This window comes from Providencia sp. PROV119, assembly GCF_028482435.1.
GTDB classification, from domain to species: domain Bacteria; phylum Pseudomonadota; class Gammaproteobacteria; order Enterobacterales; family Enterobacteriaceae; genus Providencia; species Providencia stuartii.
In genome coordinates, this window is sequence record NZ_JAMPQL010000002.1 from 127,164 (window position 1) to 145,701 (window position 18,538).

15 protein-coding genes and 1 pseudogene are annotated in these 18,538 nt (G+C 39.7%); 6 read left to right on the forward strand and 10 right to left on the reverse strand.

The genetic code is table 11. The annotated features are described in order from the left end of the window. The first annotated feature begins 3 nt into the window (after positions 1–3). From pdxR to PSF11_RS21245, 4 genes are all read left to right on the forward strand, one after another. Positions 4–1,485, forward strand: a complete 1,482-nt coding sequence (pdxR, locus tag PSF11_RS02935) for a MocR-like pyridoxine biosynthesis transcription factor PdxR (RefSeq protein WP_072502253.1) — start codon at positions 4–6, stop codon at positions 1,483–1,485. 148 nt (positions 1,486–1,633) lie between these two features. Further along, complete coding sequence (locus PSF11_RS02940; protein ID WP_004919702.1) at positions 1,634–2,215, forward strand: YebB family permuted papain-like enzyme; 582 nt, start codon at positions 1,634–1,636, stop codon at positions 2,213–2,215. Positions 2,216–2,347: 132 nt separating this feature from the next. Further along, positions 2,348–2,683 (forward strand): hypothetical protein, encoded by a 336-nt coding sequence (locus tag PSF11_RS21240; protein ID WP_404824038.1) that lies wholly within the window; start codon positions 2,348–2,350, stop codon positions 2,681–2,683. Further along, the gene (locus PSF11_RS21245; RefSeq protein WP_376739122.1) at positions 2,673–3,287 is read left to right on the forward strand and encodes a phage portal protein; all 615 of its coding nucleotides are present in this window, start codon (positions 2,673–2,675) and stop codon (positions 3,285–3,287) included. The genes PSF11_RS21240 and PSF11_RS21245 overlap by 11 nt, the downstream gene beginning before the upstream one ends. Positions 3,288–3,700: 413 nt before the next feature. On the opposite strand, the gene PSF11_RS02950 is transcribed toward PSF11_RS21245, so the two are convergent. Together PSF11_RS02950 and PSF11_RS02955 are read right to left on the reverse strand one after the other, a co-directional pair. Further along, entirely contained in the window at positions 3,701–4,828 is a 1,128-nt protein-coding gene (locus tag PSF11_RS02950) for a hypothetical protein (RefSeq protein ID WP_072502252.1), read from the reverse strand. 1,501 nt (positions 4,829–6,329) lie between these two features. Beyond that, positions 6,330–6,488 (reverse strand): hypothetical protein, encoded by a 159-nt coding sequence (locus PSF11_RS02955; RefSeq protein WP_014658326.1) that lies wholly within the window; start codon positions 6,486–6,488, stop codon positions 6,330–6,332. A gap of 154 nt (positions 6,489–6,642) precedes the next feature. Between PSF11_RS02955 and PSF11_RS02960 the strand changes: the two are divergent. Then, positions 6,643–6,768 (forward strand): annotated as a pseudogene (locus PSF11_RS02960) (phage integrase); the annotation flags it as partial. Between the two features lie 249 nt (positions 6,769–7,017). On the opposite strand, the gene ahpF reads toward PSF11_RS02960, so the two are convergent. The 6 genes from ahpF to PSF11_RS02990 all read right to left on the reverse strand — a co-directional run bounded on the left by ahpF (position 7,018) and on the right by PSF11_RS02990 (position 15,243). After that, positions 7,018–8,592: an alkyl hydroperoxide reductase subunit F gene (gene ahpF / locus PSF11_RS02965; RefSeq protein ID WP_036940177.1), complete on the reverse strand. Its 1,575-nt coding sequence runs from the start codon at positions 8,590–8,592 to the stop codon at positions 7,018–7,020. A gap of 87 nt (positions 8,593–8,679) precedes the next feature. Further along, complete coding sequence (gene ahpC / locus PSF11_RS02970) at positions 8,680–9,243, reverse strand: alkyl hydroperoxide reductase subunit C (protein WP_004919611.1); 564 nt, start codon at positions 9,241–9,243, stop codon at positions 8,680–8,682. Positions 9,244–9,426: 183 nt separating this feature from the next. Next, entirely contained in the window at positions 9,427–10,551 is a 1,125-nt protein-coding gene (locus PSF11_RS02975) for an ABC transporter permease (protein WP_169342274.1), read from the reverse strand. A gap of 6 nt (positions 10,552–10,557) precedes the next feature. Next, a complete protein-coding gene (gene rbbA / locus PSF11_RS02980) occupies positions 10,558–13,314 on the reverse strand; it encodes a ribosome-associated ATPase/putative transporter RbbA (protein ID WP_014658323.1) in 2,757 nt (918 codons plus the stop codon). Continuing rightward, a complete protein-coding gene (locus PSF11_RS02985) occupies positions 13,311–14,381 on the reverse strand; it encodes an HlyD family secretion protein (protein ID WP_004919603.1) in 1,071 nt (356 codons plus the stop codon). Before PSF11_RS02985 ends, rbbA begins: the two co-directional genes overlap by 4 nt. A 385-nt stretch (positions 14,382–14,766) precedes the next feature. After that, positions 14,767–15,243 carry a GNAT family N-acetyltransferase gene (locus PSF11_RS02990; RefSeq protein ID WP_036940170.1) on the reverse strand — a complete coding sequence of 159 codons (477 nt, stop codon included), beginning with the start codon at positions 15,241–15,243 and terminating at the stop codon, positions 14,767–14,769. Positions 15,244–15,635: 392 nt separating this feature from the next. On the opposite strand from PSF11_RS02990, the gene PSF11_RS02995 reads away from it, so the two are divergent. Beyond that, the gene (locus PSF11_RS02995) at positions 15,636–17,381 is read left to right on the forward strand and encodes an ABC-F family ATP-binding cassette domain-containing protein (protein ID WP_040133116.1); all 1,746 of its coding nucleotides are present in this window, start codon (positions 15,636–15,638) and stop codon (positions 17,379–17,381) included. Between the two features lie 218 nt (positions 17,382–17,599). On the opposite strand, the gene PSF11_RS03000 is transcribed toward PSF11_RS02995, so the two are convergent. Together PSF11_RS03000 and PSF11_RS03005 are read right to left on the reverse strand one after the other, a co-directional pair. Beyond that, positions 17,600–17,809, reverse strand: a complete 210-nt coding sequence (locus PSF11_RS03000) for a hypothetical protein (protein ID WP_004919597.1) — start codon at positions 17,807–17,809, stop codon at positions 17,600–17,602. Continuing rightward, positions 17,802–18,353: a PadR family transcriptional regulator gene (locus tag PSF11_RS03005; protein WP_040133115.1), complete on the reverse strand. Its 552-nt coding sequence runs from the start codon at positions 18,351–18,353 to the stop codon at positions 17,802–17,804. The genes PSF11_RS03000 and PSF11_RS03005 overlap by 8 nt, the downstream gene beginning before the upstream one ends. Positions 18,354–18,538 lie beyond the last annotated feature (185 nt).

Below are 18,538 nucleotides of genomic sequence, written 5' to 3' on the forward strand. Positions count from 1 at the left end.
CTAATGAAACGTAAACCGCAAGCTCTCTTCCCTCATTTACTCTTAGAAGCAGGTTGTATTAAAGAAAATGTTTATCACACCATCAGAAATGCCATTCTTGATGGGCGATTATCTGCGGGGATCAAACTGCCCTCGAGTCGTGCTTTTGCTGAAATGATGTCGATATCTCGCAATTCAGTCATTGCTGGTTTTGAACGATTAATCGACGAGGGTTATTTAGTTACTCGTCAAGGCTCTGGTACCTATGTTTCTACAACCATACCTGATGAGCTGGTTAAATTAACATCCAAGACAGATCCTCTCGATAAACAGCAATATTCTGCACCTAATCTCAATCCCGTGATGAGTCATTTAGCGACATTATGGAAAACGTCTCGGCCTAATACGAATAAAAAACAGATGTTCAATATCGGCATTGGTTGCGTTGATCAGTTTCCCCATGATTTATGGGGAAGATTACTAGGAAGGGTTTGGAGAAGATCAAAACAAGAAATTCCTCACTACAATCATCCGGCAGGTTATCCGCCACTAAAAAGAATATTAGTCGATTATCTGCACTCAACGCGTGGGGTTAATTGCAGCGAAGAGCAAATTATTATTGTAAATGGTACTCAGCAGGCGATTAATTTAACCGCAAGCGTATTATTACAACAAGGTAGCTCAGTCTGGTTAGATGATCCTGGATATGACAGTGCGCGAGCTATTTTAACTGCTCGTGGAGCCAATATTTGCCCAATTCCTTCTGAGAGTGATGGAATGAATATTACGATGGCCGCACAAACTTATCCTGACGCTTGCTTAGTTTACACCGCCCCTTCCCATCAATTTCCTCTTGGTACGACTTTGAGCTTAACAAAACGATTAGCGCTATTAGAGTGGGCAAACAAGAATCAAGCATGGATTTTTGAAGATGACTACAACAGTGAATTTCGCTATTTATCTAAACCTATTCAAGCACTTCAAGGGCTTGATGCGCATCAACGTGTTATTTATGCCGGCACCTTTTCTAAAATGATGTATCCGGGTTTTCGTTTAGGATTTTTAATTGTGCCAAAAATTCTGATCGAGCCTTTTACTATGATGAAATATTACAGTGATAGCCATTCAGGTTACTTAGAACAAGCCGCTTTAGCACAGTTTATTCAAGAGGGGCATTATGCACGCCATGTGCGTAAAGTTCGTAAAGTTTGCTATTCACGCCAAAATGCATTAATTAGTGCAATTAACACCTATTTGCCCCATGTATTTAACGTTGAGCAAACAGATTCAGGGATCCATGCTGTTTGTTGGTTAAAGCCGGGAATTAGTTTGCCGTTTATACTCTCTACCTGCCATCAGTTAGGTTTTGGTGTACAGTCACTGTCTCGTTATTGTATGAATAGTCATGAAAACAACGCTATTTTATTCGGTTATGCTGCACATACTGAAACTGAGATTACGCGTAGTATTATCGCATTGAGCCATGCCCTACAAACAATAAAATAAATTGAGTTGCATAACCTATAATCAATATAACCTAAACGAAAACGTATTATTTAATTTAATACGCGATTTTAATCCGTATTCTCATTGCTGTTACTCTTTGTCAGGGATTACTATCAAACAGAGTTAAAATTATTGAGAGGTATGAATAATGACAAATAATACTCCCCCTAAAAACCTCGAGGTCGGCGATATTATCTTTACAAGTATTGGCACTACGTTATTTCGCCAAATAGCGTCAGCCTCTTTATGTTGGAGCAATCATGTTGGCTTGATAATTGGTCATAACGGGCAAGATTATTTAGTAGCAGAAAGCCGAGTACCGCTATCAACTGTCACGACTTTGACTCGCTTTATTCAACGTTCGGCTGGGCAAAGATATGGTGTTCGCCGACTTACTCACCACCTAACGGATGAACAAAAAGCAGCTTTAGTTGCAGAAGTTCCTTCAAGACTTAATAAATTTTATCATACTGGCTTTGATTATCACTCTTCCCGCCAGTTCTGCTCGAAATTTGTATTTGATATTTACCAGTCAGCGCTTTCAATTAACGTAGGTGAAATTGAAACTTTTAAAGATTTATTAAGTAAAAACCCCGAAGCCAAACTTAACTTTTGGAAATTGTGGTTTATCGGTCATATTCCTTGGGAGCGTGCGACAGTGACCCCCGCCAGTTTATGGAGTCATCCGCAATTAGAGTTAATTTACCGCAGTCACGAGGATATTCATTAGTTCGGATTGCGATAATTCTTTGGCTTGTTGGGAATTAACAGTAACCGAAAAACAAACACAAAGTCCTGAGTTTTGCTCATTTACCTTTTGCCCGCCGTCATTGTATCTGGCGGCGGTGATTTGCTGGACTGCATGGAATGCAACCACAATGACCGCTGGTATGAAACCCCGATTGATTTTACTGGTATTGCGCGCTCGTTTACCTTGTCAGCGGCCTACCATCAATCACCGTTAGTGTTTAAGTGTAATGTGATCACCAGCTGTTTTGAACCAACGCCCTATTTATCACGCCCTGACTTCACCACCTTAGCGCAGGATTTTGTCGTTTTTGGTAATGGTTACCTTGAAAAGCGCATTAACCGGCTCGGCGATATGCTGACATTAAAAACCTCTTTGGCTAAGTATACCCACGCCGGTGTGAATGAGGGGCAATACTGGCAAGTGAAGAATTACCAAGATGCCTTATGAATTTCGCAAAAATAGCGTGATTCATTTGAAAAACCCGTGTATTCACCAAGAGATATATGGCGTTCCTGACTACCTAGCGGGACTCATCTCAGCAAATTTGAATCATTCGGCTACCCTGTTTCGGACAAACTATTATGAGAATGGAAGTCACGCCGGTGTCATGGTGTATCTTTCCGCGGCTTTGGCTGACGACAAGGCTGTTGAGTCATTAAAGAAATCACTCACCGAAGCCCGTAAAGGTAAGGCATTTAAAAATATCTTTGTTTATGCCGCCAATGGTGGCAAGGATGGGATTCAAATTTTGCCATTCTCACAAATCAGCGCCAAAGATGAGTTTGTGGGTATCAAGGACACCACCCGCGATGATTTGTTGGCCATGCACCGGATACCACCACAACTGATGGGGATCATCCCGCAAGGCTCAGGTAGCCTTGGTGATATCGAAAAAGCCGCAATGGTTTTTTGGTTCAATGAGTTACTACCACTGATGGAAAGCATGAAATCAATTAACGACATGCTAGGTGTTGAGGTGATCCGCTTTAAACAATATGCGTTGCTGGATTTTTTGACGCAGGCCAAGAACAAAGAACCGAATTATAAATAAACCATTCAATTCACATTAACCGATGTTCCCTCTTTCAAAGCTAATAGAACGGCCTTAGCGCCGTTCTACCTATTTCACATACCCAAATCTATTTTTTATCTCATCTAGGCTGTACAGCCTGAATAATCGCAAATAACACCACTCATGGACTAATCCCATCATAGCCAGCGCGGCTCATCTTTACCCCTTTGCGCGCGCTTGCTCCCCCGCCTCGCCCGCACACAAAAGGGGTGGCTTTTTGTGCAATTGTGCGGAGGGTTCGAAGCTAGACTGGATATGGGTTTAGGTCGAAAATAAGCTTATGTAGAGATTATGCAGGATAGTGAATATTTGTTAGCTATTTATTATATGAAAAAGTACCACCAAGTTTCTCATTAGGCGGTACTTTTATATGATACAAAAGATTCTTACTATTAATCATCTTCTGTTATGTCTAATAATGTTTGATATGACACATCAAGATTTTTAACTTCTATATTAACCGTTAGTTTTTTAATTATAGGTTCAGATAATATATCTGCATATATGGTTGCTTCTATTTCTACACTACAATCTTTATCTGCTCCGATCTCGAATACATCTGGATGTGCTATTATTCTCTTTGGCTGTAATGCTTGCAATTCTAAATAATTTTCTGGTTCAGTATCCATATCAATCAGAAAACCCCTTCTCCGATTTAACATATCCTTTCTAAAAATAACTGAAGGTTCATCTGATTTTATTAAAAAAGATATGTATATATCTCTAGCTCCAATTATCCCCTCATTTTTTAATGAAAAACAAATAGGAGTGACTTTATTGTAAAGTACAACACTTTTAACTCGCTTTCTATAATAATTAGTATCCCTCTCTCCACGCCACCCACGAAAATCAGCTTGCGTATCAATATAATCCGGGATATCTTCACTGTCAGTAACATTTAAAATTTTAGAGGTAGTGTTTATAGAATCTACAAATTCATCATTTTCATTTTTAAATCCTAAGGAAATACTATTAGCTTTACTTTCGACACTCCCTGTTGATACTCCATTTGACATTAAAGTTCTAATTTGTATTTCTAATTGTCTAGACAGTTTATCTCTAAATTCAATTATTGAGTCGTAACTTTCAATTAGAGCATTACTTAATGTTTGTTTTTTAAACTTTCTTAATTTTTCTAGTTGTTCTAAATCAAGATCATCAGGAGATGCCTTTGCCTTCGAAAAATAGAGCATTATGGGTTTACCGCTATTTGATACTCTTGTTATCTCTTCAATAGTACCGCTGTCTGCAATCCCTGTTGGACTACCAATTCTTGTCCAAAATGTACCTATCAATAAATCACTACTATCAAGAACTTGCTTATTTATAACTGATTGAGGTCTTTTTCCATACTCAGGAGATGAATGAGTTTCCCATCTAAGAGGAAGCAAAACAACTTGACGTTCTGCTGAATTAAGGTCATTCCACTCTTGAATTACTTTTGTTATAACATTACGCTCTTCGTTTACATCGGAAGGTGATGCTATGAATACTCTATACACTTCAGCTCTATATGGCAAAATAACCTCTTTCTTAAAATAATATATTAATGTTGTATATTATTTTAATTTTAATATTATGTAAATTGTTCTATCTCACAAAGATGAAATTTAACTATTATCTATTTTAAAAACTATTGTACATTCCCCATCACTTAGTACACTCAATAAAGTAACATACTAAAAAAATAAAAAAGCATGTCAAAATACCTTGAATTTGCCCCCAAAGTAATCCTTCCCTTTCCGTTGTTAATATGATATGAAAACACTATGATTTTGTAATCATGATACTTACATTCAGAATCTATCCCTTCATATTTAATATTTATAAAAGAGACTAAATATCAATCAATAAAAACTACAAATAACGGTGAGGCTCTCGGAAACCGGTTACAACGGTTACACCCTACCAAAACCACTCCTAACCCACTGATTATAAATAACTCAGCTGTAACTTTTTACTGGTTACAACGGGTTACAAAACAGGGGTTAAAAAGTTACATACTTATAAAACAATAAGTTATATTTTTAATTTGTAACCTCTTAAAACGGTTACACGTAACTACAAAGTAACCCATTTGTAACCTTTTATCATTCCTACATTTCTATATACTATCAATGAGATACAAGACTATTTTAATTTTGTAACCATTGTAACCACCTTCCGAACCCCTCCCACGAATTCTGATTACTCCTCAAAGAGATTAAATAATAGTCCATTCTTGCTTCACTCGTAGCAAACAAAATTCACCCCCCAAATAACGGTGACGTGTTCGGAAAAGCGTTACAACCGTTACACCATCCAAAAACCAATCATAACCTATTGATAATAAATAATTCTCATGTAACGTTTTAACCGTTACAACGCATTACAAAACAGAGTGCTAAACGTTACACCCTTATAAAACAATAAGTTATATTTCTAATTTGTAACCTTTTAAAACCGTTACACGTAACGGTAAAGTAACTCTTTTGTAATGTTTTTAGATACCTATATTTATATTAATAATCAATATATTATATGGAAATACTGAATTTGTAACGTTTGTAACGCTTTTCCGAAGCCCCCCCATAAATTTTCTATATTTATAAAAAAGTTTAAATAATAGTCAATTATAACTCTACTGTTTATAGATATATCTACCTGTATTAATGATCATGCAAAGCTGTCAATTTCCCTGACCCTTTCGGAAAACGGTTACAATGGTTACATACACAAAAAAGGCTTATAACTTATTGATAATAATAAACTCCGATGTAACTTTTTTCCAGTTACAGCAGGTTACAGAGCGAGCCCAAAAGGTTACACCATAATAAATCAACGCGTTTGTAGTTAAGCAGACTTGCAAAAGGAGGGATTTTTTTAGATAAAAGAAAGGCTGCACAAGGCAGCCGATAGAAAGGAAATAGACGATAACTAACTTTCACTGTTTTCTTGGAATACCCAACATCTAAGCACATCAGGCTTCGTTAAAGTACTCCCCGCCGCAAGCGTGCAATTAAACTGGCTGTTCACCGCACTTCACACCGTCTTAACGCCCACAAACTTACGCATGCGCCCCGCTTTCAATAAATTCTTAATATCCGTATTCAATAGCATAGACTGACGGTACTCACTGGCCACCTGTGCAATATGGTTAAAATTCACTGCATAAACACCCTTTTCACTACTGTGATTCACACCAAAAGCCTCGTTATCGTGTAAATAATCAAATATCTCCCAAAACTCCATCACTTGTGGCTGGTCGAGTTGGATCGCTTGAACACGTTGTTTGACCAGCTCAATAATAAAGTCACGCGTTTGGCGAATATAGGCCGCTTTTACAAGAAGAACTACTTTGCAGAGGCTCCTAGGTCACTCGACATTACAGCAAACACTGACCTACGCTCACTTTGCACCGGACTTTCTTCAAGATGCAATTACGTATAATCCATTAAAAGGAGGAACAGAGTTAGCTTAATAGATTGTTCATTTTAGGATGATTTTAACGACGAAAAGCAATATAAATTTAACTTTTGCATGTCCACAAATTGTCCACACTGGGATGCATTTCTTCGCTGTAAGTACCACCAAATCAGCGTTTAGATCGTCCACAAGTTGTCCACACTTGAACACTTTTAAGCACTTTTGAGCTTTTATTGTACAGATTACGTACAAAAAAAGGCACTCGCCCCCGAGTGCCTTTGGGTACAACCTACTGAATTAACAATTATTCAGCGGTTCTGGTACTTGTACGAATGAGGTAATCAAAGGCGCTAAGTGCGGCTTTTGCACCTTCACCGGCTGAAATAATGATCTGTTTATAAGGTACAGTAGTACAGTCACCCGCAGCGAACACACCTTTCACATTTGTTTCGCCACGTGCATCCACCTCAATTTCGCCTATACGGTTACGTGCAACGGTATCACCTAACCAATTGGTATTTGGCAACAGGCCAATTTGTACAAATGCGCCTGCAACTTCTAATAAATGTACACTATCATCAGTACGGTCTTTATATTCAAGACCCGTCATCTTGCTACCATCGCCCTTCACTTCCAATGTTTGAGCATTAACGATAATGTCAACATTTTTCAGGCTACGTGCTTTATCTTGTAGTACTGAATCCGCCTTCAATTCAGGCGCGAATTCCAATACTGTTACATGTTCAACAATACCCGCTAAGTCAATAGCCGCTTCAATACCTGAGTTACCTCCACCAATCACAGCAACGCGTTTGCCTTTAAACAACGGACCATCACAGTGTGGGCAGAATGTAACGCCTTTCGTGCGATACTCTTGCTCCCCAGGTACTCCCATGTTACGCCAACGGGCACCTGTCGCAATAATGATACTCCGTGACTTCATTACTCCGCCGGAAGCTGTTTCGATTTGGTGGTAACCGCCTTCTTCTGTTGCTGGAATTAACTTAGTCACTGACTGACCATCAATTACATCAACATTGTAGTCATCAACGTGGTTCTTCAGTGCTCCCGCAAATATCGCCCCTTCTGTTTTGAGTACAGAAATGTAGTTTTCGATATCAACGGTATCCATAACTTGGCCACCAAAACGCTCACCGATCACACCAGTGCGAATACCTTTACGTGCAGTATAAACCGCTGCGGATGCCCCAGCAGGTCCACTACCGATGATGAGTACTTCAAATGGTTCACGTTCCGTTAATGCTTTAGCGGCACGCGCGTCAGCATTCGTGTCAACCTTATTAATGATCTCACTTAATGTCATGCGCCCTTGGCCGAACTCTTTTCCATTTAGGAAAACAGCGGGAACGCCCATCACATTACGTTCTTCAATTTCATTTTGAAACAGCGCACCATCAATCGCTGTATGTGTGACATTTGGATTTAATACTGCCATTAAATTCAGTGCTTGCACAACATCTGGGCAGTTATGGCACGATAATGAATAATAGGTTTCAAAATGGAATTCCCCTTCAAGGGCCTTCACTTGATCTAATAACTCTTGTGCTTCTTTAGATGGGTGACCACCAATTTGCAACAATGCAAGCACAAGCGATGTAAATTCATGGCCTAGTGGTGAACCTGCAAAACGCAATCCACTATCAACACCAGGGTTAGTAATTAAAAATGATGGTACTCTTTGAGTATTATCTTGTACTTCACGAACAGTAATCTTGTCTGAAAGCGCAGCAATTTGGTTTAGAAGCTGTTTTATTTCATTTGATTTATTACTGCTATCTAAATTAGCGACTAACTCAACAGGTTTAGTCAATTTTTCTAAATACGCTTTCAATTGCGCTTGCATATTGTTATCGAGCATATGATCCCCTTGGTCATAAAATCGGGTGCATAGCACCCGATAACATCAGTATGTTTTTACTTTCTACTTTCGAAATAAAGTTTTCGATTAGATTTTGCCAACCAAATCTAAAGATGGAGACAGAGTTGCTTCACCTTCTTTCCATTTAGCAGGGCATACTTCGCCTGGGTGGCTAGCAACATACTGTGCAGCTTTAACTTTACGTAGCAGATCAGAAGCATCACGGCCAATGCCTTCTGCTGTGATTTCGATAGCTTGGATGATACCTTGTGGGTCAACAACGAAAGTACCACGGTCAGCCAAACCTTCTGCTTCACGCATATTTTCGAAATTACGAGTCAGTTCACCTGTTGGGTCACCGATCATGGTGTATTTGATTTTACCGATAGTTTCTGAACTTTCGTGCCATGCTTTGTGAGTAAAGTGGGTATCAGTTGAAACTGAATAGATTTCAACGCCCATTTTTTGGAATTCTTCGTAATGGTCAGCGACGTCACCAAGTTCAGTTGGGCAAACGAAAGTAAAGTCTGCTGGATAGAAGAAGAATACACTCCATTTTCCAGCTACATCTTTTTCGGTGACTTCGATAAACTTACCGTCTTTAAAAGCTTGATTTTTAAATGGTTTGATTTGAGTATTAATTAAAGACATTTTACGTTCTCCTGTTTGGTTGATTATTAAGTTACTGGTTTACAGCCTTTTTTTCCAATCAGTTAATACTATCGATTTGATAGGCACAGCCTTGCAATGATTTTTGAATTGATAGGCACTATATTACAACGCTTACTGAACAATTCAGCAAGCGTTTTTTGACATAATTGCAACAGCAAGGTGTTATGCCATGGTTGCAATGGTTTTACGAAACCGCATTAATGCGAATGAAAAGAAGACGATACCGATAATTAATAAGACAATAAACTGAGGCCAAACGATCTGGAACCCTGCTCCTCGATATAAAATCGCTTGTGCAAGGCTCACAAAATGTGTTGTCGGCATCGTCAGCATAATGTCTTGAACTAACTGAGGCATACTTTCACGTGCGGTCATACCTCCTGAAAGCATATTTAACGGTAATAGAACAAGGATCATCAATAGCCCAAACTGAGGCATTGAACGAGCTAGCGTACCCATAAAGATACCAATTGATGTGGTCGCAAATAAGCTTAATGCCACACCACACATAAATAGCAGTATAGACCCCTCGATCGGCACTTGTAACAAGGTTTTGACCACCAGCAGAAGTGATACTGCCGAGGCAACCAAAACCACTAATCCCATTGACCAAATCTTAGATAGCATGATTTCAAATGGAGTTAGTGGCATCACCATTAAATGCTCAACCGTACCGTGTTCTCGTTCGCGAATTAGCGCAGCGCCCGTTAACACTATCGAAAGCATAGTAATGTTATTAATGATTGCCATTACCGACCCAAACCATGATTGCGTTAAGTTGGGGTTAAAACGCATACGAACTTCAAGATCTACAGGTAAACTCGCATCACTACGGTACTTAGCAAGAAACTCATTCACTTCACCTAAAGTGATATTTTGAATGTAGCTATTACCTAAAAACGCTTGGCTCATACGTGTTGCATCAATATTCACTTGGATTTCTGGATGGCGACCGGCCAGTACATCCTTCTGAAAATTAGGTGGAATATCTAAAGCAAAAGTATAAGTACCTCGGTCAAGAAGGCCATCAATCTGTTCGGGAGTTACATCCGCCGGCGTCTTAAAATAAGGTGCATAAAAACTATTGATAATACGGTTCGATAACTGTGATTTATCCTGATCAGCAACCGCAATCGGTGCGTGATGCAAAGAGCCTGGCGTCACTGTTGCCGATGAATAAATCGACACCGTAAAAGCAAAAACAATAAGCGCCATCATCGCCTTATCACGCCCTAAACTACGCAGCTCTTTGACACCTAAATGAAATATGTTTTGTAACTTACGTATCATCAGTTAGGACTCCTGTTTTTTCAGGAAAATAACACTGAGGCCTATCACGATAGGGATAGTAATCAATAGCGGAATAAATGACGCTTGCAAATCAAACAAGTTCAGTCCTTTAGAGAAAGTACCGCGTGTTATTGTCAAAAAGTGCGATGTTGGATAAACCATACCAACCCAACGACCAATCCCTTCAAGTGAAGAGACAGGGTCAATCATGCCTGAAAATTGAGTAGCCGGGATCAGTGTAATAATTGCGGTACCAAAAATAGCGGCGATTTGACTCTTCATAAAGCAAGAGATCAGCAAGCCCATTCCTGTTGCGATAGTAATATAGAGAAAAGCTGCAAGTGTTAAGGTCAGAAAACTCCCTTTAAAGCTAACGCCAAAAACAAATACACTCAACGCGCAGAGCATCACAAAGTTAAACATGCCTAATAAAATATAAGGAAGCTGTTTACCTAATAAAAACTCCAATTTGGTGATCGGGGTTACATAAAGGTTAATCATTGATCCTAGCTCTTTTTCGCGAACCACACTGAGGGCACTTAACATCGCTGGGATCATCATCAGCAACAGAGGAATCACTGCGGGAACAATCGCAGGTAAACTTTTTACATCGGGGTTATAGCGATAACGGGTCTGAATGTCGATGACAGGCATTCCCGCCACACCAACAGGTTGCTTAGCAGCCATGGTGCTTAACCAAGCGAGATGCATCGCTTGTACATAACCACGAACAGTTTCAGCACGATTAGGCATTGCGCCATCAACCCATACGCCAATTTTCACCGCATGCCCTTTTGCTACATCACGCGCAAAATTAGGGGGAATTTCAATGGCGACAGATACTTTACCGCTACGCAGCGCGGTTTCCAGTTCATCATAATCCTTAATGGGAGGCTGCTCGATAAAATAGCGAGAGCCTGCCAAATTTAGGGTATAACCTTGGCTTAAACCTGTCTGGTCACGGTCAAGTACTGCAAAACGTAAATTTTCCACATCCATACTGATCCCATAGCCCATGATAAACATGAGGATCACCGTACCCAGTAGTGCGAGTGTCGAACGTACTGGGTCGCGCCGTAACTCCATCCCTTCCCGAATGCTATAACTAAATAATCGACGGAAACTGAAACGGCTTTTCAGCGCTTCATCCGTCTGTTTTTTAAGCTCAGGGTCAACATGAAATTCAGGGGCTGTATCCTTGGTCGCTCCGGCTTCTCCCACAGCATCTTGTAGATAGGCGATAAAAGTGGCTTCCAGCGTGTCTAATCCGCGCTTTTTGATCAGATTATCAGGAGTATCACAATCAAGTACCTTCCCTGCATGCATCAAGGAAATACGGTCACAGCGCTCCGCTTCATTCATAAAGTGGGTAGAAATAAAAATAGTGACACCGTCACGCCTTGAAAGGTCAACCATTAAATTCCAGAACATGTCTCGCGCCACAGGGTCTACCCCTGATGTAGGCTCATCAAGGATCAACATTTCGGGGCGATGAATAACGGCAACGGCTAGCGATAAGCGTTGACGAATACCTAACGGTAAATCATCGGGCATCGTATCTCGCACATCATCTAAATCAAAACGCTGGCACATCTCATCAATACGCTGCTTAATTTGATCTTCCGCGATATGAAATAGCTTAGCGTGCAAAACTAAGTTTTGTTCGACACTCAATTCGCTATAGAGGGAAAATGCTTGTGACATATAACCAACGCGTTTGCGCGTTTCAATATCTTTTGGGTCAATTTCTTGCCCAAATAACCATGCTTGCCCTTCGCTCGCTTGCAATAGCCCAGTCAACATCTTCATCGTTGTGGACTTACCGCATCCGTTAGATCCCAAAAAGCCAAATATTTCACCTTTCGGTATTTTAAAATTAACATGGTCGACCGCCACAAATTGACCAAAACGCATGGTTAGATCTTGCGCTTCAATCGCTATCACATCATCGTCTGAGGTATCACGAGGCGGGATAACCACTTTTTTATGACCGCTACGCTTCTCTTCTGGCAGTAACGCAATAAATGCAGCTTCAAGATCATCGCACTGTGTTTGTGCTTTCAGTTCAGAGGCATGTCCTGTTGCCATGACCTTGCCATCATCCATCGCAACCAGCCAATCAAAACGCTCCGCTTCTTCCATATAAGCAGTGGCCACCAACACACTCATATTAGTTTGTCGTTCGCGAATACGTTCGATCAAATCCCAAAATTGTGCCCGTGACAATGGGTCAACCCCTGTGGTTGGTTCATCAAGGATCAGTAAATCAGGGTCATGAATTAGCGCACAACAAAGCCCCAGTTTCTGTTTCATCCCCCCTGAAAGCTTCCCTGCGGGCCTATCTTTGAATGGAGCCAACCCCGTGCTTTCGAGTAAATCGTCGATACGATACTGGCGCTCTTCTTTGGATTGCCCAAATAGACGCCCAAAGAAATCGACGTTTTCATAGACTGAAAGCGTGTGGTATAAGTTTTTCCCTAATCCTTGGGGCATATAAGCAATTTTAGGACAGACTTCTCGGCGATGTTCTTTATCTGCCATATCACCGCCAAGAACGATAACTTTCCCTTGCTGGATCTCTCTTGCACCGGCAATCAATGAAATTAGGCTTGATTTCCCCACACCATCAGGGCCAATTAAACCAACCATTTTCCTTGCTGGAATTGATAAAGTAATGTCATCCAACGCACAATTATCACCGTAATGTTGGCTGACATGGCTTAAATCTACTATCACATCATCCATCAAATTATGGGTCATTGTGGTAATCTCACCTCAAGGTCAGTTGGCCATTGGGCATTAGGATCTAAACGAACATAAGCTTTGCCAGGTAAACCAGTTTTGACATATTCGAGGTTCTTTTCCAGTAGCTCTGGTGAAATTCGTGCGCGAACACGGAACATTAATTTCAAACGTTCGTTTTGCGTTTCAACGGTTTTTGGTGTGAATTGTGCAACACTGGCAACGAAAGTCGCTTTCGCAGGTATCACAATATTAGGGGCAGCATCTAAGACAATATGCACATCACTGCCTAATGCCACTTTTCCAGCATCTTCTGTAGGTAAAAAGAAGGTCATATAAACATCGCTGAGGTCAACCATATTTAATACTCGACCACCGGCCCCTAATACTTCACCAGGTTCAGCAACACGGTATTGAATACGACCGTTACGCGGCGCTTTAAGCACACTATCATCTAAATCAGCAATAATACGTCTTTCAGTTGCAGTCGCTGCATCAACGCGCGTTTTTGCTTGAACAACGCCCGCTTTTGCAGAATCAATTGCCGCAAGAGAGGCTGCAACCTGAGCTTTAGCCGCTTGCAGCGCGGCTTTTGCGCCTTGTACCTGTGCGGTGTCATCATCAACCTGTTGTTGAGAAACCGCTTTGGTTCTTACTAATGCACGAGAACGGTTAAGTCGTTTCTGTGCCGCATCAAGTTCTGCTTCACGTTGACGAACAACCGCTTGTGCGGCTAACTTTTCACTTTCACGTTGCACTAAACCTGATTCTGCTGTTGATACATTACTAATTGCTTGACGTAATTGAGCTTGTACTTCGTGAAGCTGTTCTTGCAGTGCTCTGGTATCCATTTTGGCAAGAACCTGACCTTCCTTGACAAAATCACCTTCTCTCACCGTAATAGTATCGATCCGCCCTGCCGTTTTGGTTGCAATATCAATTTCGGTTGCTTCTATACGACCATTACTTTGAGCGAAACCTGCGGGTAAACTGCTAGAATTCATACTCCAATAATAAAAACCACCTGCTGCAATAATTAAAATAATAGCGACATAAAAAATGATCTTTCGTTTATTTATTTTCATACCATCCCTTCTCTTTTCTTTATGTGAAAGAAAATAGCTAATTTTTAATTCAATTGTTTAGTATTGCCCATCTTATTTAGTCACACTAAAAAATAATAAAACCAAGAAAATAAAAACTGACTAACGCACATTTTCAACTTAACATCTCAATACAACATTCCTTTTTAGATTAAGTTACTTGCCTGTTCTCTATCCCTTTAATTTAATTCTATTTTATCCCTTTTAACCTTAAGTAAAATAGCACATATATCACAAAATACCATATTCAAAAGTTAAAAAGAGTTTATTGGCACTTATTGCTTAAGATTTATTAAAAAACAAAAAAATAATGCTAACAAAAAAGTTTGTTAGCATTATTTTGTTATAAAATTAACTTATTAGGTATTTAACTTATAAATTCAGCAATTGTTTGTTCATCCATACGGTAACGAACCCATTCATCTTGGGGTTTAGCACCAATACTTTTATAAAAATCAATTGCAGGTTGATTCCAGTCTAAAACACTCCATTCCAAACGCTGGCATTTCCTTTCACTGGCAATCATTGCAATATGCTTTAATAATTTTTTACCCGCACCCGCTCCTCGATAATCAGGGGAAACATATAAATCTTCCAAGTAGATCCCATTATTACCTAACCAAGTCGAGTAACTAGAAAAAAAGACCGCATAACCAGCAGGTTTACCGTCCACATAGCAAATTAAAGCCTCTGTATTTGAATTTTCACCAAATAATGAGTTTTCTATATCGGTGACAGATGCTTTAACTTCATGACGTGCTTTTTCATATTCCGCTAATTCGATGATCATATCTAAAATCAAAGCGGCATCTTTAATTGTGGCTGGTTTTATTTCTACATTCATTTTGGCGTTTCCTATATGTTTACATCTTGATTTTACTCCAAAATTATTACTCACCACAGCCACTAGCAGTTTTATTCATGACACTTTTAATGCCATTAGAATCATTTATAACAATACCTAAACACAATACATCATTGTGATTGATAGAAAGTTGCTAGGTTTGTTATGATAGCGATATTGTTCAACACTAGAAAAAAGGAGGCTTATTATGATGTTGTGTGATCTTATTGACTATTCACACTTCTTTGGTAATCGCCAAAGCTCAGGCTTTCACAGTTATATACTGCGATAACCCTGCCTGAGCGAAGCTCCCAAAAGATACCTTCCTCAGCTTACTGGGTTGTCGTCCTGACTATACCCTGGCATTGTCATGCCTAAAAATTGAGTAAGCTATGAGCACTTTATTATCTGTAAAATCATTAAATTATGATACTTCTACAACCTCTTTATTGAGTGATATTACCTTCACGCTACAAAGTGGCGATCGTATTGGTCTGATTGGACATAACGGAAGTGGCAAAAGTACATTATTGAAGCTTTTGACTGGTCAGTTATCACCTAACAGTGGCAGTATTACTTATGCAAATCAGTGTGTAACCGCTTATATTGAACAGCACCTACCCGAAGAGGTAGCGCATTTGAGTTTAATTGATGCAGTTATGCAGCAACTCCCTGCTCAAGAGCGTCTTTCTGAGCGTTGGCGAGCGGAAGTTTTACTGACTGATTTAGGGTTCACTGAGAAACAATGGGCACAAAAAGCCAATCAAATTAGTGGCGGGCAGCATACCCGATTACTTTTAGGTAGAGCATTAATTCAACAACCCGATCTGATGCTATTGGATGAGCCGAGTAACCATCTTGACCTTCCCACATTGATTTGGTTAGGTAACTTTTTGCAAAACTGGAAAGGCAGCTTCGTTTTAGTTTCTCACGATCAAAATCTGCTTGATAAAGTGACTAACTGCACATGGATATTGCGAGATAAAACGCTACATTTCTTCCGGCTCCCATGCTCATCTGCACGTCATGCACTGAGCCAAAAAGATGTCGCTGATGAAAAACGCCATCAAGCGGAGCAAAAGGAGATTGATCGCATTGCGGTAAGTGCCAAACGTTTAGCTATATGGGGTCAAGTTTATGATAACGAAGACCTTTCTCGTAAAGCAAAACAGATGGAAAAACATATCGATAGACTCAAGGAGGCGCAAACTGAGCTGACTGAAGGCTATCAATGGAAATTAGCGCTAAATGGCAAATCGATCCCCGCAGATAGAGTCCTTGAATTAGATCATGCCAACATTAAGACTCCCGATGAGAAATTGCTTTTCACAACAGGTTTTCATCAAGTCAAAAGTGGTGAGCGTATTGCCATTATTGGTGCCAATGGCTGCGGTAAATCCACTTTATTACGTTTATTGTGGCAACGTTTTAAAGCAGATGAACGATACAGTGAGCAATTAAAGTTTCATCCATCGATTAATGCGGGTTATTACGACCAACAACTTGAGCAACTCAATGATAATGACAGTTTATCTGATGCTTTACGGCCTTTTGCTAATTTAGTCGATGAACAACGCAAAATGGCATTGATTGGTGCAGGTTTTCCTTATACTCGCCACCAACAAAAAGTGGCAACACTCAGTGGCGGCGAACGAGCACGGTTGTTATTTATTGGCTTGAGCTTGGCGCAATATGAGCTAGTGATGCTAGATGAACCCACCAACCACCTTGATCTTGAAGGTAAAGAAGCACTGAGTGAGCAAATATCACAATTTGCAGGCGCTTTGCTGGTGGTTAGCCATGATAAATGGTTAATTGAAACGAGTTGCCAGCGTTTTTGGTATATCAATAATAATCGATTAGAGGAGTATCTTGACGTCGAGGAGGTTTACCAACAAATCGAGCAACAATCGCACCTTCAAAATAACAGCGTAATTAACGAAAAAGTAGCTTCACCCCATATAGACGAAGCCGCTTCTCAATCGACTGTTTATGAAGATGAATTGTTGGAAAAGTTATTGTTACTTGAAGATAAATTACACGCAGATAGGCAACGTAAATTAGCTCATCAAAAACCACTGCTTCAACAACAGTGGATCGATGAAATAGAAAAAATACAGGCGCTACTCAACCTGTAATTAAATCAATCCCCTAATAGCCAAGGTTATTAGGGGATTACATGATAATTATGTAATCCATAAACAGCGTTTTACTATGACCGTTCATTAAGAACAGAAAAATGTTTTGGTAAAATAGGTCTATTTTTTTATTTTCATGGCCTTTTTCCACTAAAATAGCGAATTAAAGTGCAAAAAGTTTTACCATGAATAATAAATCAGCAAAATAACCTATTTTATTATTTAGTACGCTGGCGTTTAGCTCGTTTAAAATAAGATGTCGGTACTTTTGGGCAAACAACCTCTTTAAATTTTTTATCTAATGCAGCCTCTGGTTTTACCTCGGCCGATTCCGTACTTTCGTTAGATGGTATATTAGGTGATGTCTTTACGTTATCTTTCATATATGAAGACTCTTTTGCCTGAATAATATCATTGGTTTTAGCCATGTTCGTGCCCTTCTACTGTCAATACCGAGTTGACTTGTTCAATACGTTCAACAGCACTGTTGATAATTTCAACAACTCGCATTGATTGTTCTTTAGTCAATTCCTGCAAAACAATGTTGTGTCGCAGCAATGATTTAAATCTATCAACAGCAAGCTCTATTTCTTTGGCAAATTGGTTGCCAGCCGTAAGCTCTTGTGCATAACTGAGTTTTAGCTGAACTTCCGCTAAAATATCAGCTTTCAATAATAGAAAACATTTTCCTTCAGGTGTCAGCGAATAACACTTACGCCCTTTTCCTTGCTCCTTATACGCGGTGATCAGCCCCAACTCTTCTAATAATGTTAATGTTGGATAAATCACACCAGGGCTTGGGCAGTAAAAACCCGCCGTTTCCTGCCCTATCTTTTTTATCAATTCATAACCATAGTTTGCCCCATCAGCCAAGAGATGCAGAATGTAGACACGCAACTGTTTTGGGTTAAACATACGGCTTAAGCTTTTACCATCACAAAGGCACGGTTCCGCTTGTTGTTCATTATTCATTAATACTCTCAGAACCCCTTTAGGTCTTAAAAACCGATATATCTAATATAATAGTGGATTTTTTGAAGATTACCAGTTTAGATATATCTGTTTTTTTGCATAAAATGCTAATGATAATTATTCTTATTGAGATGCTAATAAAATGCCATCGATAAAAAAGCATTAGCAATGATCGACGTGAAATA

Bases quoted from the DNA above. Each gene is read 5' to 3' on its own strand.
- pdxR (WP_072502253.1), top strand. From the start codon at position 4: ATGAAACGTAAACCGCAAGCTCTCTTCCCTCATTTACTCTTAGAAGCA.
- PSF11_RS02940 (WP_004919702.1), top strand. From the start codon at position 1,634: ATGACAAATAATACTCCCCCTAAAAACCTCGAGGTCGGCGATATTATC.
- PSF11_RS21240 (WP_404824038.1), top strand. From the start codon at position 2,348: ATGGAATGCAACCACAATGACCGCTGGTATGAAACCCCGATTGATTTT.
- PSF11_RS21245 (WP_376739122.1), top strand. From the start codon at position 2,673: ATGCCTTATGAATTTCGCAAAAATAGCGTGATTCATTTGAAAAACCCG.
- ahpF (WP_036940177.1), bottom strand. From the start codon at position 8,592: ATGCTCGATAACAATATGCAAGCGCAATTGAAAGCGTATTTAGAAAAA.
- ahpC (WP_004919611.1), bottom strand. From the start codon at position 9,243: ATGTCTTTAATTAATACTCAAATCAAACCATTTAAAAATCAAGCTTTT.
- rbbA (WP_014658323.1), bottom strand. From the start codon at position 13,314: ATGACCCATAATTTGATGGATGATGTGATAGTAGATTTAAGCCATGTC.
- PSF11_RS02985 (WP_004919603.1), bottom strand. From the start codon at position 14,381: ATGAAAATAAATAAACGAAAGATCATTTTTTATGTCGCTATTATTTTA.
- PSF11_RS02990 (WP_036940170.1), bottom strand. From the start codon at position 15,243: ATGAATGTAGAAATAAAACCAGCCACAATTAAAGATGCCGCTTTGATT.
- PSF11_RS02995 (WP_040133116.1), top strand. From the start codon at position 15,636: ATGAGCACTTTATTATCTGTAAAATCATTAAATTATGATACTTCTACA.
- PSF11_RS03000 (WP_004919597.1), bottom strand. From the start codon at position 17,809: ATGGCTAAAACCAATGATATTATTCAGGCAAAAGAGTCTTCATATATG.
- PSF11_RS03005 (WP_040133115.1), bottom strand. From the start codon at position 18,353: ATGAATAATGAACAACAAGCGGAACCGTGCCTTTGTGATGGTAAAAGC.